18 protein-coding genes are annotated in these 14,005 nt (G+C 41.5%); 13 read left to right on the top strand and 5 right to left on the bottom strand.

The features are described from left to right. The first annotated feature begins 8 nt into the window (after positions 1–8). Complete coding sequence (gene guaA / locus VV089_RS16075) at positions 9–1,301, top strand: glutamine-hydrolyzing GMP synthase (RefSeq protein WP_334336596.1); 1,293 nt, start codon at positions 9–11, stop codon at positions 1,299–1,301. Positions 1,302–1,555: 254 nt separating this feature from the next. Here guaA and VV089_RS16070 read toward each other — a convergent pair whose 3' ends face one another. Next, a complete protein-coding gene (locus tag VV089_RS16070) occupies positions 1,556–2,116 on the bottom strand; it encodes a helix-turn-helix domain-containing protein (protein ID WP_334336595.1) in 561 nt (186 codons plus the stop codon). 224 nt (positions 2,117–2,340) lie between these two features. On the opposite strand from VV089_RS16070, the gene VV089_RS16065 reads away from it, so the two are divergent. From VV089_RS16065 to VV089_RS16025, 9 genes are all read left to right on the top strand, one after another. After that, entirely contained in the window at positions 2,341–2,520 is a 180-nt protein-coding gene (locus VV089_RS16065) for a DNA-binding protein (RefSeq protein WP_334336594.1), read from the top strand. 15 nt (positions 2,521–2,535) lie between these two features. Then, a complete protein-coding gene (locus VV089_RS16060; RefSeq protein WP_334336593.1) occupies positions 2,536–3,618 on the top strand; it encodes a site-specific integrase in 1,083 nt (360 codons plus the stop codon). A gap of 4 nt (positions 3,619–3,622) precedes the next feature. Further along, on the top strand, positions 3,623–3,946 hold the full coding sequence (locus VV089_RS16055) for a plasmid mobilization protein (RefSeq protein WP_120480443.1): 324 nt from the start codon (positions 3,623–3,625) through the stop codon (positions 3,944–3,946). Then, complete coding sequence (locus VV089_RS16050; RefSeq protein ID WP_334336592.1) at positions 3,943–5,076, top strand: AAA family ATPase; 1,134 nt, start codon at positions 3,943–3,945, stop codon at positions 5,074–5,076. The genes VV089_RS16055 and VV089_RS16050 overlap by 4 nt, the downstream gene beginning before the upstream one ends. 295 nt (positions 5,077–5,371) lie before the next feature. After that, entirely contained in the window at positions 5,372–6,721 is a 1,350-nt protein-coding gene (locus VV089_RS16045) for a plasmid recombination protein (protein WP_334337588.1), read from the top strand. A 21-nt stretch (positions 6,722–6,742) separates the two neighbouring features. After that, on the top strand, positions 6,743–7,057 hold the full coding sequence (locus tag VV089_RS16040) for a hypothetical protein (RefSeq protein ID WP_334336591.1): 315 nt from the start codon (positions 6,743–6,745) through the stop codon (positions 7,055–7,057). Between the two features lie 108 nt (positions 7,058–7,165). Next, entirely contained in the window at positions 7,166–7,522 is a 357-nt protein-coding gene (locus VV089_RS16035; RefSeq protein ID WP_334336590.1) for a hypothetical protein, read from the top strand. Positions 7,523–7,562: 40 nt separating this feature from the next. Further along, entirely contained in the window at positions 7,563–8,099 is a 537-nt protein-coding gene (locus VV089_RS16030; protein WP_334336589.1) for a DUF6756 family protein, read from the top strand. 56 nt (positions 8,100–8,155) lie between these two features. Further along, positions 8,156–8,617: a hypothetical protein gene (locus VV089_RS16025; RefSeq protein ID WP_334336588.1), complete on the top strand. Its 462-nt coding sequence runs from the start codon at positions 8,156–8,158 to the stop codon at positions 8,615–8,617. A 483-nt stretch (positions 8,618–9,100) separates the two neighbouring features. Here the strand turns inward: VV089_RS16025 and VV089_RS16020 are convergent, their stop codons facing one another. Genes VV089_RS16020 through VV089_RS16005 form a run of 4 tightly spaced genes read right to left on the bottom strand, consistent with a single transcriptional unit; the run spans position 9,101 to position 12,046 of the window. Beyond that, complete coding sequence (locus tag VV089_RS16020; RefSeq protein WP_334336587.1) at positions 9,101–10,390, bottom strand: hypothetical protein; 1,290 nt, start codon at positions 10,388–10,390, stop codon at positions 9,101–9,103. Positions 10,391–10,435: 45 nt separating this feature from the next. After that, on the bottom strand, positions 10,436–11,005 hold the full coding sequence (locus tag VV089_RS16015; RefSeq protein WP_334336586.1) for a helix-turn-helix domain-containing protein: 570 nt from the start codon (positions 11,003–11,005) through the stop codon (positions 10,436–10,438). Positions 11,006–11,027: 22 nt separating this feature from the next. Then, positions 11,028–11,534 (bottom strand): GNAT family N-acetyltransferase, encoded by a 507-nt coding sequence (locus tag VV089_RS16010; RefSeq protein ID WP_334336585.1) that lies wholly within the window; start codon positions 11,532–11,534, stop codon positions 11,028–11,030. Between the two features lie 38 nt (positions 11,535–11,572). Continuing rightward, positions 11,573–12,046 (bottom strand): GNAT family N-acetyltransferase, encoded by a 474-nt coding sequence (locus VV089_RS16005; RefSeq protein WP_334336584.1) that lies wholly within the window; start codon positions 12,044–12,046, stop codon positions 11,573–11,575. A gap of 193 nt (positions 12,047–12,239) precedes the next feature. Between VV089_RS16005 and VV089_RS16000 the strand changes: the two genes are divergently transcribed. The 3 genes from VV089_RS16000 to VV089_RS15990 are packed head-to-tail and all read left to right on the top strand — an operon-like array spanning position 12,240 to position 13,915. Beyond that, positions 12,240–12,431, top strand: coding sequence for a DNA-binding protein (locus VV089_RS16000; RefSeq protein ID WP_334336583.1), 192 nt, complete (start codon positions 12,240–12,242; stop codon positions 12,429–12,431). Between the two features lie 12 nt (positions 12,432–12,443). Beyond that, the gene (locus VV089_RS15995) at positions 12,444–13,529 is read left to right on the top strand and encodes a site-specific integrase (protein WP_016292727.1); all 1,086 of its coding nucleotides are present in this window, start codon (positions 12,444–12,446) and stop codon (positions 13,527–13,529) included. Next, a complete protein-coding gene (locus tag VV089_RS15990) occupies positions 13,526–13,915 on the top strand; it encodes a plasmid mobilization protein (protein WP_129178936.1) in 390 nt (129 codons plus the stop codon). The genes VV089_RS15995 and VV089_RS15990 overlap by 4 nt, the downstream gene beginning before the upstream one ends. Positions 13,916–14,005 lie beyond the last annotated feature (90 nt).

Genomic DNA, 14,005 nt, shown 5'->3' with positions numbered 1-14,005 from the left:
TATTTTCCATGAAGCAGGACTTAATTGTAATTCTGGATTTGGGCAGTACGCAGAATACGGTAATTGCCCGTGAAATTCGTGATCTTGGCGTATACAGTGAGATTCATCCCCATGATATTACCGTGGAGGAGCTGAAAGGATTTGACAATGTGAAGGGCATTGTCTTAAACGGCGGCGAGAACCGCATGGTGGACGGGCAGGCTGTGGAGGTTCGCCAGGAGCTTTACGAACTGGGCTATCCGATGATTTCTATTGACTATCCCCAGTCAAAATGTGAGAAGCAGTTTGACAGGCTGCCTTCCCGGGATGAATGGAAGAAGTTTATATTCGAGGACTGTAAAGCGGAAGCGAACTGGAATATGAAGAATTTCATTGAGGACCAGCTGGAGCTGATTCGTCAGCAGGTAGGGGATAAGAAGGTGCTGCTGGCGCTGTCCGGCGGAGTAGATTCCTCTGTGGTGGCGGCTATGCTGATCAAGGCTATTGGGCAGCAGCTGGTCTGTGTTCATGTAAATCATGGTCTGATGCGTAAAAATGAGTCAGAGAGCGTGGTAAAGGTTTTCCGGGATGAGCTTCATGCCAACCTGATTTATGTGGATGCATCCGAGCGTTTCCTTGGCAAGCTGGAGAATGTGGCGGATCCGGAACAGAAGCGGAAAATCATCGGCAGTGAATTTATCCGTGTGTTTGAGGAAGAGGCAAGGAAGCTGGAGGGAATTGATTTTCTGGGGCAAGGCACCATTTATCCCGATATTATAGAGAGCGGAACGAAGACGGCGAAGATGGTGAAGTCTCATCACAATGTGGGCGGACTGCCGGAGGACTTGAAGTTTGAGCTGGTGGAGCCCTTGAAGCAGTTATTTAAGGACGAGGTGCGCGCCTGCGGCGTGGAGCTTGGGCTTCCCCATGATATGGTGTACCGCCAGCCGTTCCCGGGGCCGGGATTGGGTGTGAGATGTCTGGGAGCGATTACGCGAGAGCGGCTGGAGGCTGTCCGGGAGTCGGACGCTATTCTTCGGGAGGAGTTTGCCAAGGCTGGCCTGGACAAGAAGGTGTGGCAGTACTTTACGGTGGTGCCGGACTTTAAGTCTGTGGGAATGAAGAATCATGCGCGAGTGTTTGAGTATATGGTGATTATCCGGGCAATCAATACTATTGATGCTATGACGGCTTCTATCGAGAAGGTGGATTGGGAGGTGCTGGAGCGGATTACTAATCGTATCTTGGCGGAGGTGGAGCATGTGAATCGTGTCTGCTATGATATGAGCCCGAAGCCGCCGGCGACGATAGAGTTCGAGTGATGAAATGGACTTGAAAAAGCCTTTATTTATGCGGGCTGCAAGCAAATTTGTTTAGGTGTTGGCAACGATTTGGCAACATTTTTCACATCACGCACTAAATAATTACATCAATGGCATAAGAAAACCTTGCTGATTTGCGCGAGCAATGAGGAAAATGGGAATGCTTGCATTTCCATTTGACGAATGCCGCGACAACCGCACGATAGTGCGGGTTCAGATATGAAAACTGAATATCGGCAAGGTCTTTTTTATGCTTATTTCTGCTTTTTCTTTTTAGATGTTTTCTTTTCTTCTTTCTCGATTTTCTGAAATTCTTCCATGAGCATATCACTGACCGCCTGTGAGGGGACTTTCGCCCAATGCTTTGAGGTGTCCAGTTCCGGGTACTTGTACCGCCACTGGTCGTATTCCTCTTTGGTAATCTCGCCCTGTTCCAGTTTGGCGGCTTGCTCCTGCCATGCGTGGAACATATCGAACATGGACGTATAAGTGGAATAGTCGGACTTGTCAAGGCGCAGGCAGATTTCCCCGTCAATCTCCCCGATTTCCAGCCCGTACATATCTTCCAACGCAAAGAGCGTGTGCATAAGCCCGGTATAGGTATCAATATCCGGCACGGTGAGGGCGTGGGTGCTTACATCAAAGATATTCGCCATTTCTTTTACAAGGTCGTGCTTCGGTGTCCTCGCTTCGGTTTCATACTGTGCCATGCGGACATCAGAGGTCTTGCCGAGAAAGCCGAGGATTTCGCCTAGCTGTTTCTGTGTCATGCCCTTTCGGTTGCGGAAAAAGCGGATACGTTTGCCGATTGCCATAATAAAACCTCCGTTGTAGTGAAAGTGGTACAGCCTTGCATGACTGTACTTAAACAAATCTGTTGAAGTCAGTATAACATGATGCAATAGGAATAGCAAGAATAACTTAAATAAAAAAAGTTAAGATTTTCTTGAAAACCACTTGACTTAACGGAATTTATTTAGTATTCTATATAAAACACTTAAACAAAAACAGTTAAATATTGAAAGGAGAGGGTATCTGAATGGCAGAAAAATCATTTATGACAGTGGAGGAAGTGGCAGCGGAACTGCGTGTGTCGAAGTCAAAAGCCTATCAGATTGTAAGGGAACTGAACGCAGAAATGCAGAAACAGGGCTATCTGACGGTAGCAGGACGTGTGAACGCTACATTTTTTCATAAAAAGGTATGTTACAGCGAATAGAAGGGAGATGATGGAATGGCTGTATACAAGGACAACGCTACGGGGACGTGGCGGGTTATCTACCGCTTTACCAACTGGAAAGGGGAGAGGAAACAGACACAAAAGAGAGGGTTTGCAACCAAAAGGGAAGCGCAGGCGTGGGAGCATGAAGCCATGTTAAAGCAGGGCGCAAAACTGGATATGACTTTCGGCAGTTTCTTTGAAGTGTACGAAGCCGACAAGAAACAGCGTGTCAAGGAAAGCACTTGGGAGTCCAAAAGCCATGTGATACGGACAAAAATTTTACCGTACTTTGAGAACCGCAAAATCGCAGAGATTGAAGCAAAGGACGTGATTGCGTGGCAGAATGAGTTAATGGCATACCGGGACGAGAAAGGCAAGCCATATTCCGCAGATTATTTGCGGACGATACACGCACAACTGACGGCGATATTCAACCATGCGGTAAACTTTTATAATCTCCCCTACAACCCGGCAAGGCGGGCGGGGACGATTGGGAGCGAAGCCGTTAAGGAAATGGACTTTTGGACAAAAGAGGAATATCTGAAATTTTCCGAAGCTATGATGGATAAGCCCCGTTCCTATTATGCGTTTGAAATGCTCTACTGGTGCGGTATGCGTTCCGGCGAACTGCTTGCCTTAACGCCTGCTGATATTGATTTTGAGAAGCAGACGGTCACGATCAGCAAAACTTTCCACCGTTCCAAAGGACGGGACATTATCACAAGTCCTAAGACGAAAAAGAGCAACCGCACAATCAAAATGCCGCCGTTTCTCTGTGAGGAAATGCAAGAGTACATCAAAATGCTTTATGATATTAAGCCGGACGAAAGGTTATTTACCGTCACAAAATCCTATCTTAATCACGAGATGGAGAGAGGGGCGAAGCAGACGGGCGTTAAGAAAATCCGTGTCCACGATATTCGTCATAGTGCGGTTTCGCTGTTAATCAACATGGGATTTTCGGTACTGGCGATTGGGGAGCGCATGGGGCACGAAGCGGAGAAAATCACTTACCGTTATGCCCACTTGTTCCCTACGGTGCAGACGGAAATGGCGGAGAAACTGGAAATGGAGAGAATGACAAAGGAGGACTAAGAACATGGAAAAATCACTGGATTACAAGGGAAGATGGCGCAACCATACGGTGGCGTTCCGGGTATCGGACGAAGAAGCAAAGCTGTTGAATGATTTGGTGGCATTGTCGGGGCTGACAAAGCAGGACTACATCACAAGGCGGCTCTTATGCCGGGACGTTGTGGTGCAGGGCAATCCGAGGGTGTATAAGGCACTGAAAAATCAGATGGCGGCAATTTATGAGGAATTGAAACACATGGAAAGCATAAGCCCGGACAATGACGAACTGCTCTACACGTTACAGGTAATTGCAATCACTTTAGACGGTCTGAAAGGGGAAGATGAATGATAGAAAAAAAGAAATCGACTGCTCCCGTATCATCTGTTGGCGCAGATGGGGAACAGCCGAAAACAAAAAATTACGCTGAAATTATAGCAAATGAAAACGTAAAAAACAATCTGCAAGCCACAAATTGCCTGGAGAAATCCGGGCAGGGCGGCGGGCTTCAAACCGTTTCCATGACAGAACTATATGATACGGTGTACCCGCCGAGAACGCCTGTTGTAGACGGCTTTCTGTATGGCGGCACTTATCTCTTTGTGGGTGCGCCGAAAGTGGGAAAATCATTCTTTATGGGGCAGCTTGCCTATCATGTGGCAATGGGGCTTCCGCTGTGGAATTATCCTGTTCGGAAAGGGACGGTGCTATATCTTGCACTGGAAGATGATTACGCAAGGCTTCAGCGACGGTTGTCCGTCATGTTCGGCGTGGAGTGTGCGGACAATTTATTTTTCGCAACGCAGGCAAAGACGCTGAATGAGGGACTGGACGGGGAGTTAGAGGGCTTCATCAAAGAGCATAAGGATGCAAGGCTGATTATCATTGACACGCTCCAAAAGGTGCGTGAGGTCGGCGGGGACAGGTACAGCTATTCCAGTGACTATGAGATTGTGACAAAGCTGAAATCATTCAGTGATAAATACGGTGTCTGTCTGTTGGTGGTTCATCATACCCGCAAGTTAGAATCCGAGGACAGTTTTGATATGATTTCCGGCACAAACGGGCTTCTCGGTGCGGCAGACGGGGCGTTTATCATGCACAAGAAAAAGCGCACGGACAACACGGCGGTCATGGATATTGTGGGGCGTGACCAGCCCGATCAAGAACTGGTGATAGAATTTGACCGTGAACAGTGTATTTGGAAATTTCAGAAAGCGGAAACGGAGTTGTGGAAACAGCCGCCCAATCCATTACTGGAAGCAATCAACGAATTTCTGACAGAGGAAGTACAGGAATGGGAGGGGACGGCAACGGAACTTTTGAAACAGTTGCCGGATATGCAGTTATCGGCAAATGTGCTTTCCCGAAGATTAAATGTAGTGAACAGCCAGTTGCTTAATGACTACGGTATTTTCTATGATAACAAGCGGGGGCATGAGAGGAAAATCATTCTGAAACGGCTAGAGCCGAAAACGTAAAGTGCGACGATATGCGTCGGTTGCGACGGTATTTTTGATAGCGGGGCGGTATAGAAAATACCGACGCTATCGACGCAAACCGACGCATGGGGGAGCAGTAAAGCGGCGAAAAGCCGCCCCGTCCATTAGGACGGAAAGTCCCCGGCAGGGCGCAAAGGCACTTTTGATAGAGCGGAGCGTGTCGAAAGTGCTTTTGCGTTACTTTCGCAGAAAGTAACAAAGGCTATGCGCCGTATCCGGCGCCCATTACCCGACAGGGAGAAAGGAAAATTGATTGAAGCGGACAATCAGCGTTATGACAGGAAAAGGCTCTGTCAACCACAACAGCAGAAAATTCCATGCAAAGAACACTGACCCGAAGCGGAGTTGTCTGAATGTGGAATACTGCAACGAAAATATCAAAGAAGTATACCACGAATTATTTGATGAAGCACTCGCCCGGTACAATGAGAAGCAGACCAGAAGTGACCGCATAATTGATGATTATTATGAGAAAATCTGTTCTGGCAAACAGGAAAAGCCATTCCATGAGATTATTTTGCAGATAGGCAACAAGGACGATATGGGGGCAAAGACACAGGACGGGCAGCTTGCGGCGAAAATATTTGGTGAATATATGCAGGACTTCCAACGGCGCAATCCTACACTAAGGGTGTTTTCGGCGTATCTCCACATGGACGAAGCCACACCTCATCTGCATATAGATTTTATACCCTATACGACTGGAAGCAAGCGGGGACTTGATACGAGGGTATCATTAAAAAAGGCACTTGCGGAACTTGGATTTAAAGGCGGCACAAGGAGCGAAACGGAGCGCAACCAGTGGGTGGCGGCAGAAAAAGAACGGCTTGCGGAGATTATGTTGCAGCATGGCATTGAATGGGAGAAAAAGGGAACACATGAGAAGCATTTATCCGTTTTGGATTTTGAGAAAAAAGAGCGTGCAAGAGAAGTTGCCGAACTGGAACAGACAATCTCCGGCAGTAAAGAGGAATTATCCGATATTCTTCATCAGCAGATAGCGGCAGGACAGGAAACGGAGCAGATACGGAAAGAGGGAGAAGCAATCCGACAGGAAGTATCAGAACTTTCCGCTACAAATCTTCTTTTGAAAGAGCAGACGGAAACACTGGCAGAGGATAAGGAAAAATTGTTATCCGAAAATGAGAAGTTTGAGAAACAGCAGAAAAAGTTACAGCAGGAACTAAACAAAATGGTACAATCAAAGGAAGTCATGGAGAGAAATATCCATGCCTATGATGAAGATATAAAATGGCAGTTGGCAGAGCCGGGGGCATTGATGAGCGCAAAGAGTTTTAGGGATAAAAAGGCTTTACCGCTGGTGGAGAAGTTGAAAGAGGTCGTTAAAAATCTGACTGTCAAATGCGTACAGCTTACGGAGCAGGGAAAGAAGCTGACCGTCAAAGTGGACAGGCAACAAAAGCAGATTAGCCGCTTGACAGATAAGGTTATGGAGCAGAGCGACACCATAGATCGATTGCAGGAAAAAGCGTCTGATTTGGGGCGTTTGGAGCGTCATATAGGCAGGGAACAGATACAGTTGATAGTAGAACGGGCAAAGGTATTAGAACTGGCAGAACAGGCAAATAAACGCCCGAAACGTTCCTTTGAAATGAGCCGGTAGTAAAGAGAGGATTGATAGGATATGACGGATCTGGAGAAGAAAGTTATGATACGGCTGTGTGCTAAAATCGTAGTAGAAACAGACCTTTACGAAACGGACAAGGAAGTGCAAAATCTGATAGACTGGGTATGCCTGTCGGAACAGATAAAGGAAAACAACAATACAATCCGCAATCTGACTGGGGAATATAAGAAGATAGAGCCGGATTGCCGAGAGGGAGTGCGGGCGCAGTTGGAACGCATGAAAGAACTCTGCAAAGAGCGCAATAGTCTGTATGAGAAACAGAATGACTTGAAAGGGCAGAAGTGGAAGATTGAGAAGTCGTTGGAACGATAAGAAATGTAGGGCGTGGCGGTTGCCATGCCCTATGTTTTTATGGTAAATGGAGCGTGAAAGTGATATAATCAAATTCGTAAATCACAAAGTTGCAAAGGTGGGGTATAGGTGAACTTGAATAAAATCAAATCTATTTTACCGGATTTTCAAATGAGCCACTTCAATATGTTTGATACGATTATATTTTTGAAATGGGAAACAACATTAGATAATAATTCTTGGGAAGAATATACAAATTTAATATTAGGTATGACCAGTCCAGATAATTATAAGATTTTCATAGAATTTGTAGATGTAAATTCTTGGCGCTTTCATGGAAGTGGTAAAATTTCTGGATTTTATATTAAAGATATGACCGTGAGAGGATATGAAAATAATTCAAAGTATGAGGTCGGTGATTATGAAGAAAATGAAATAGAATTTTATTGTTCAGATGTTATAATAAAGAGCTTTGAAAGACAATGATTTTATAAATGAAATTATGGATTGAAAGTGAGAATAGAGTATGAACAGGTCTGCAAGTGATATATTTAGATTAGAACACGAAATAATAACAAAGTGTGGCATATCGAAAGAACGTTTTCGTAAAGTGAGTGGAAGCCAGTGGGAAAATATATATCAAAAGATTGCAGAAAAATATGCGGATAAAACAAAAACGTGGAAAAACGGTCTGCATTGGGCTAATACGAATGGTTATAGTCCTAAAAGCATGAAAAAACTTCTTGGGTGCTATGCGGTTGATTATTCAACATGGTTTCATTTTTTGCCTCAAATTATAAAAGAAGAAAATAAAATGGTTTATTTTCTAATCGACAAGAGTAGTGATTGGTATTGTGGAGAAGAATTTTGGATATTTGAAAGTTATGTATCTGAATTAGTGAAAGCCCTTGATTTACTAAATCATACGACTTTTTTAGATAATGGCTGGTTAGATTATTATGTTGTTTCAAAAAAATATCAATGGATTATCGGCTTCAATCACCACGATATTGTTTCGTGTATTGGAGAGGGATTAAACCTTGACTGTTTCAAAAATCAATAGTTTTATTTTCAAAGAAGCGGAAAGATGAGATATTATTATGTTTAAGGAGCGTCAATATGAATAGTCTACAAAAAGGTTCTATTTTAACGTTGCTGAAAACGGATGAAATGAGCAGCAACTATACAAATAATTATTGGTTCTCATATAAAGACTATCTGGACCCGGCAGATGATTTTACGGATTTTTGCTGTGAATGTCTTGAGGGAAAGCATGAATATATTGCCTTGATTGAAAATTTAATCAATAAAGATAAAACGGCAAAAATCTTTGTGCAGGTTTATGGGCTGGACAATAAAGACAAGGTTATAACCGCAGATACTTTGATTATTTTCAGTAAACTATCGCTTGTGGAAATAAAGCAGATTTTTAATGAACCAAAAGATATATTTCCGAGTGATATTGGAGAAGAAACAGACTTTTCACAACCAACTTTTATGATTGGGGATAATGGGGAATTGATTTCAATTACAGAACTATCCCATGAGGGGCAGTGCGTTTACTATTGCTGGTGGGACTAACGTTCTTGTTATTGAATCAACGTTTTGCCTTGTTGATGGTACAAACATGGTGCTAGCACCATGTTATGAAGGCGTTTAAGGAGAAAATGTGTGTTGGCGTTGTTACGCTTTAGGCTTTGGGAATACCTTATTTTACAAGGCATTTGGAATATGAACAGGGCGGGGAGGATATTTTATACCTCTATCCTCAAAAATAGCTTTTATTGCGTAACATTTCAAAAATGGGTTGCTAAATTGCCGGGATTTGCTATAATAAATGCGTGGCAACATTTTGGCAACAGAAAATCAGCAAGCCATAATAAATGATGTAATTGAAGTAAAAAAGGGCGTGTATTTGCATAAAACTTAAACAAATATAGTTAAGAACAACAAAGAACACGCCGAGTTCGAATAGTAAACAGAAAGCCGGGAAGCCGCATAAATAGCGGACTTTCCGGCTTTTGAAGTGGGGCGTGATACCTTTTTGATACCTAAATTATCAATTTATAAAGATTCAGCTGAATTGACAATTATTGATTCAGCTAAAAATCTCATTAGTGGAATTTCCTTAGATAGTTCTTCGTTATCTTTAAACGGCTTGTATAGACCTCGTTCTGATAAACGCGCTTCATTGGATTTATTGTGGACTAAAGCATTGCGTGTTTTGTATATTCTTGCCGCTAATTTCTTAGGTAGTTTATCATTTGATAAATCATGTAAGTTTATAGAATCACCTTTCGAGAAAGTGATTTCATGGTTACAGTAATAGTCAATGATAGTGGAATCATATGTTGATAAATCTTGTATAAGTTCTGCTAAGTTAATATATTTTCTGATGGTTAATTCTAGAGCTTCTAATTCTGATCCTTGGAAATCTTCCTTGTTTTGATGATTTTTCTTTTTTATAGTGTCAACTAACTTTATAATATCTTTTTTTCTTTTTGATGAAAATCCCGGATGTTGCAGGATATTTTGAATATTTTTTAATAAGTCCTCATTGTAAACATCTTCGAAAAAGTATTCTAATATGTGATAAAACCCTATAAATTTAACAAAAGGATCCGAAGAAGCTAGAGCCATATAATATTGTTCTGCTAATTCGTTTGTATATGAAAGTTTTGGTGGCATTAATTCATCTACGTTATGTACTCGACGTATGCTTTGAAATGTACGCTTTGGAAAAAGTACGTCAGGTGATGTAATAGGTTTTAAAACTAAATCTAGGTTATACGCAATATTAAATAAATAAGATTTGCTAAAAGATAATAATTTATCTTTTGACATACGTTTATTGCATTGAATTAAAATTGCATAAGGAAGGCGTATGATTAGTCTTAATATATTAAAAATGGTCTTGTTTTCTAAATTTGCACAACGACTTTCAAACATGAAATAGGGCATTTTCAAGGATATACGTACATTTTCATATGTAGCTAATATATAATAAATTAATTCGTCAGAGGCTTCTTTAAATGAGTAAGTAATTTCATTTTCGGAATCTATAATAGAGGTTGACATTAACTTATCTTCAAAACTAATAGAAAAGCGTCTACGAGAATCTATATCCGGAAAATCGACTAAACATTCATACTGATATTCAGTTATGAGAGAATAAGGTTGATAAAAAGCTTGTTCAGCTTTATTTTTTATATTTTCAAAATCATTTTTGGTATAAATATATTCATTTCCGTTTATTCTATAGAATATTTTTTCTTCGTCATAACTATATTGTAATTTATCCCGGAAAAGACGACTGCAATTGTCTATTTTAGAGCAAAAATCATTCCAATCCATATTAGTTCTCCCATTTATTTAGTAATTTAATTCTTATGTGTAATTTTATATATTTCTCCATTGATAGCTGCTGTTTTTCTTATCATTCCCTTTTTCATCAACACTACTACTCGTAGCAGGCCAGTTGATTTTCCACTCAAAATACTCGTCCTCTGAAATCTCTCCGCTTTTCAACTGTTCTTTCCGCAGACACCACTCTCGCATGAAATCATTGACTAATCCATACTCTAACCACATACCTACCGGGGCATGAGCAGGCCAATCATCATTGTCATAGTAACGCACCGACTTATCATCAGAAGCGTTGCACTTGCCGGGATTACGGACAAGCTGAAATAAGTGGATCGTGCTGCGGTCATCTTCATCAAGCCAAAGGAATGTGAGCATAATATCTTCGGCGCAACCGGGGGTAACGCCAATAAAATGAATATAATTGACGTTCAGTATCTTTGCCATTTCCATTAAAGTGTTGTTTTTGGGAACACGATAGCCAGATTCATACTGTGCGATACGAACATCGGCATTGCGTTCCTCATAGCCCAATTTCAAACCCAATTCACGCTGTGTCAAGCCCCGGAACGTGCGGATTCTCTTTATCCGTTCTCCTAATACCATAATCATGTGTCCTTTCTGAAAATTAGAATGATTGTTTTGAAATTATCATGTTACATCTGCTCCACAATTCGTCTTTATAGGAAAATACATCTTTGTCAATCTTTCTTTCAACAAAGCCGATTTTTTCATAACATTGTTTCGCTAATGCGTTTTCATTGAAAACATTTAGCTGAACCGCTTTTGCGCCGGTTATCTGAAAAGCGTATCGCAGAGCAAGATTCAGCATTTCTTTTCCGTAACCTTTTCCGCGTTTTGTTTTATCAACAATTACAAATTTAAGAAAACCGATATTGTCTGCTGTATTGACAGAATAACAGAAGAAGCCTACTGCCTGTCCGCTGTTTTCAGTTGCTACATAAGCACTGTCTGTCCAGTCTATTGCATTTTTCTCTAAAAAATCATGGAAAGATTGTTGCGTAATTGGATAGGAAAAGCGATTTGCACACCAAAAAGCATGAGTTCTTTCGTTATCAATCCATTTTGATACATATTCGTAATCTTTGTTTGGTATATATGGTCGGATTCTCATAAATGAAATGTCCTTTCTCCAATTTATTTATAAATTTGTTATAGGTAGTACACCATAATATATTCTTCTTCATTCTCCCTTACAATTTCAAAACCAATCTTTAAATACATTTTTGCGGCATAATTGGCTTTTTGAACAGAAAGAGAAACTCGACTGTATCCATGTGATTTAAGCAGGGTAAGAATTTCTTTCATCATAGCCGTTCCAATACCAAAGCCCCGGTATTCTTTATAAAGAGAGATTGCCAAAGAGGGCGTTTCATCATCTATATGTCCGTAATCGTTCATAATACGAACCCAAACAGCACCGACAACCTTACCGTCAACCTCCGCTGTTAATCCCAAATCATCTTCTGATTCCCCGAAACGCTCCACATAAACTTGCAATTCGGGTGATGTAATGATGGTTTTAGGTGGAGGTTCGATACCCTCTGGAATAAAGATTGCTTCATATAGAAAATTATCCAGTAACGGATATTCTTGTTTGTGTATTTCGCGTATCTTATAGTCCATAGCTGACCTCTCAATTCTGTGTTCTCTAAATATTCTAGCATAATTCAGATAATACAGCAACAAAAACTTATCAGAAATGCTAAATTTAATAAAAAAGATAAGCTTAACAAATAAGCTATTGACAATAACAGAAATGTTAAGTATAATTCAAATACAGAACTTAACAAAAACGCTAAATAAAGGAGGGCGTTGAATGAAGAATGAACTATTTGTATCTGCCGGGGAGGTAGCGCAGGAGTTGGGCGTTTCCAAACCATTTGCTTACAAATTAGTACGACAGATGAATGAGGAACTGGAAGAAAAAGGTTTTATCACAATCGCCGGACGTGTCAGCAGAAAATATTATGAAGAAAAATTCTACGGCATGGCGCAGGCGGCGAACTAAGGAGGGCGAAATATGGCGGCATATAAAGATGAACAGCGTGGAACGTGGTATGTATCGTTCCATTATTATGACTGGACGGGGAAGAACTGCCGAAAAGTCAAGAGAGGTTTCAAAACCAAAAGAGAAGCTACGGAGTGGGAACACCATTTCCGTATGAAAGAAGCGGCTGACTTGGATATGACTTTCGGTGAATTTGTGCAGGCATACACAAGAGATATGAAACCTAAGTTAAAACACAATACTTGGTTGACAAAGGAGCATATCTTACGCACAAAATTGTTACCGTACTTTGAGAATAAGAAAATGTGCGATATTCGTGCAAAAGATATTATCCAGTGGCAGAATGAGCAGATTTCCTATCGTGATGAAAAGGGAAAGCCTTATGCGCCGACTTATCTGAAAACTCTGCAATCAGAATTGAGCGCATTGTTTAATCATGCGGTACGGTTCTACGAATTAAAGAGCAATCCCGTTGTCAAAGCCGGTCCGCTTGGGAAAGGGAAAGCAGAGGAAATGCTTTTTTGGACGAAAGAGGAATATCTGAAATTCATTGAAGCAGTAAAAGACAAGCCATATTCCTATCAAGCATTTCAAATTTTATACTGGTGTGGCTTGCGTGTTGGCGAACTTTTAGCACTCACGCCGCAGGATATAGATTTTGATAACAAGGTAATTCGGATAACAAAATCTTATCAGCGGTTAGAGGGAAAAGATGTGATAACAGACCCCAAAACACCGAAAAGCAAGCGAAATGTCAGTATGCCGGATTTTTTGTGTGAGGAATTAAAAGAGTATATCGGCAGGCTGTACGGGTTTCTCCCGACTGACCGTATCTTTCATCTGACAAAAAGTTTCCTGCACCATGAAATGACGAGAGGGGCAGGAAAAGCAGGGGTAAAGCGCATTAGAATCCACGATTTAAGGCATTCGCACGTTTCGTTGTTAATCAGCATGGGATTTTCAGCGGTATCAATCGGGAACAGGGTAGGGCATGAAAGCGTGGATATTACGTTTCGATACGCCCATATGTTCCCGACAGAACAGATACAAATGGCAGAGTTGCTGAACGCAGAGTTTAAGGAGGGTACAAAAGAATGAGCGGCACACACAAATATCCAACAATCAGTTTTCGCATTTCTCCCAGAGAACGGGAAGAAATTGAAGCAAAGATTTTTGCAAGCGGCATGAAAAAGAAAGATTATTTTGTTCGTTCCTGTATTTACAATCGTGTATGCGTGGTGGGGAAGAAAGAAACGGTATATCAGATTGTGGAAAAATTGCAGGAAATGCAGAGCCGTATGGAAGAACTGGCAGAGCAGATAAAAGGCGAAAAGCCGGAGGTCACTACCGAAGAAATCAGAGAATTACAGACGACATATGAGGATATGTTGAAAGCAATCCTTTGGGTATTGGACGGAGCAAAATATCTGTGGCAGGGAAGCACCAACGGAGAAGAAAAAAGCCCCAACAGCGGCAACTGTTAGGGCTGTGATAACTGGAAAACCTCTGTTATCAATATTCACAATACAAGTATAGCAGAGGGTTCTTCCAGTGGCAACGATTTTTCAGAAATG

The sequence above is a fragment of the Candidatus Merdisoma sp. JLR.KK011 genome, from assembly GCF_036941125.1.
Taxonomy (GTDB): domain Bacteria; phylum Bacillota; class Clostridia; order Lachnospirales; family Lachnospiraceae; genus Laedolimicola.
The sequence above is the reverse complement of the archived record's forward strand: the minus strand, read 5'-3'. Positions and strand labels throughout refer to the sequence as shown.

Coding starts and splice junctions, on each gene's coding strand:
- VV089_RS16015 (WP_334336586.1), bottom strand. CDS start 11,005: ATGGTATTAGGAGAACGGATAAAGAGAATCCGCACGTTCCGGGGCTTG.
- VV089_RS16020 (WP_334336587.1), bottom strand. CDS start 10,390: ATGGATTGGAATGATTTTTGCTCTAAAATAGACAATTGCAGTCGTCTT.
- guaA (WP_334336596.1), top strand. CDS start 9: ATGAAGCAGGACTTAATTGTAATTCTGGATTTGGGCAGTACGCAGAAT.
- VV089_RS16060 (WP_334336593.1), top strand. CDS start 2,536: ATGGCTGTATACAAGGACAACGCTACGGGGACGTGGCGGGTTATCTAC.
- VV089_RS15990 (WP_129178936.1), top strand. CDS start 13,526: ATGAGCGGCACACACAAATATCCAACAATCAGTTTTCGCATTTCTCCC.
- VV089_RS16070 (WP_334336595.1), bottom strand. CDS start 2,116: ATGGCAATCGGCAAACGTATCCGCTTTTTCCGCAACCGAAAGGGCATG.
- VV089_RS15995 (WP_016292727.1), top strand. CDS start 12,444: ATGGCGGCATATAAAGATGAACAGCGTGGAACGTGGTATGTATCGTTC.
- VV089_RS16045 (WP_334337588.1), top strand. CDS start 5,372: ATGACAGGAAAAGGCTCTGTCAACCACAACAGCAGAAAATTCCATGCA.
- VV089_RS16055 (WP_120480443.1), top strand. CDS start 3,623: ATGGAAAAATCACTGGATTACAAGGGAAGATGGCGCAACCATACGGTG.
- VV089_RS16005 (WP_334336584.1), bottom strand. CDS start 12,046: ATGGACTATAAGATACGCGAAATACACAAACAAGAATATCCGTTACTG.
- VV089_RS16025 (WP_334336588.1), top strand. CDS start 8,156: ATGAATAGTCTACAAAAAGGTTCTATTTTAACGTTGCTGAAAACGGAT.
- VV089_RS16030 (WP_334336589.1), top strand. CDS start 7,563: ATGAACAGGTCTGCAAGTGATATATTTAGATTAGAACACGAAATAATA.
- VV089_RS16050 (WP_334336592.1), top strand. CDS start 3,943: ATGATAGAAAAAAAGAAATCGACTGCTCCCGTATCATCTGTTGGCGCA.
- VV089_RS16010 (WP_334336585.1), bottom strand. CDS start 11,534: ATGAGAATCCGACCATATATACCAAACAAAGATTACGAATATGTATCA.
- VV089_RS16000 (WP_334336583.1), top strand. CDS start 12,240: ATGAAGAATGAACTATTTGTATCTGCCGGGGAGGTAGCGCAGGAGTTG.
- VV089_RS16065 (WP_334336594.1), top strand. CDS start 2,341: ATGGCAGAAAAATCATTTATGACAGTGGAGGAAGTGGCAGCGGAACTG.
- VV089_RS16040 (WP_334336591.1), top strand. CDS start 6,743: ATGACGGATCTGGAGAAGAAAGTTATGATACGGCTGTGTGCTAAAATC.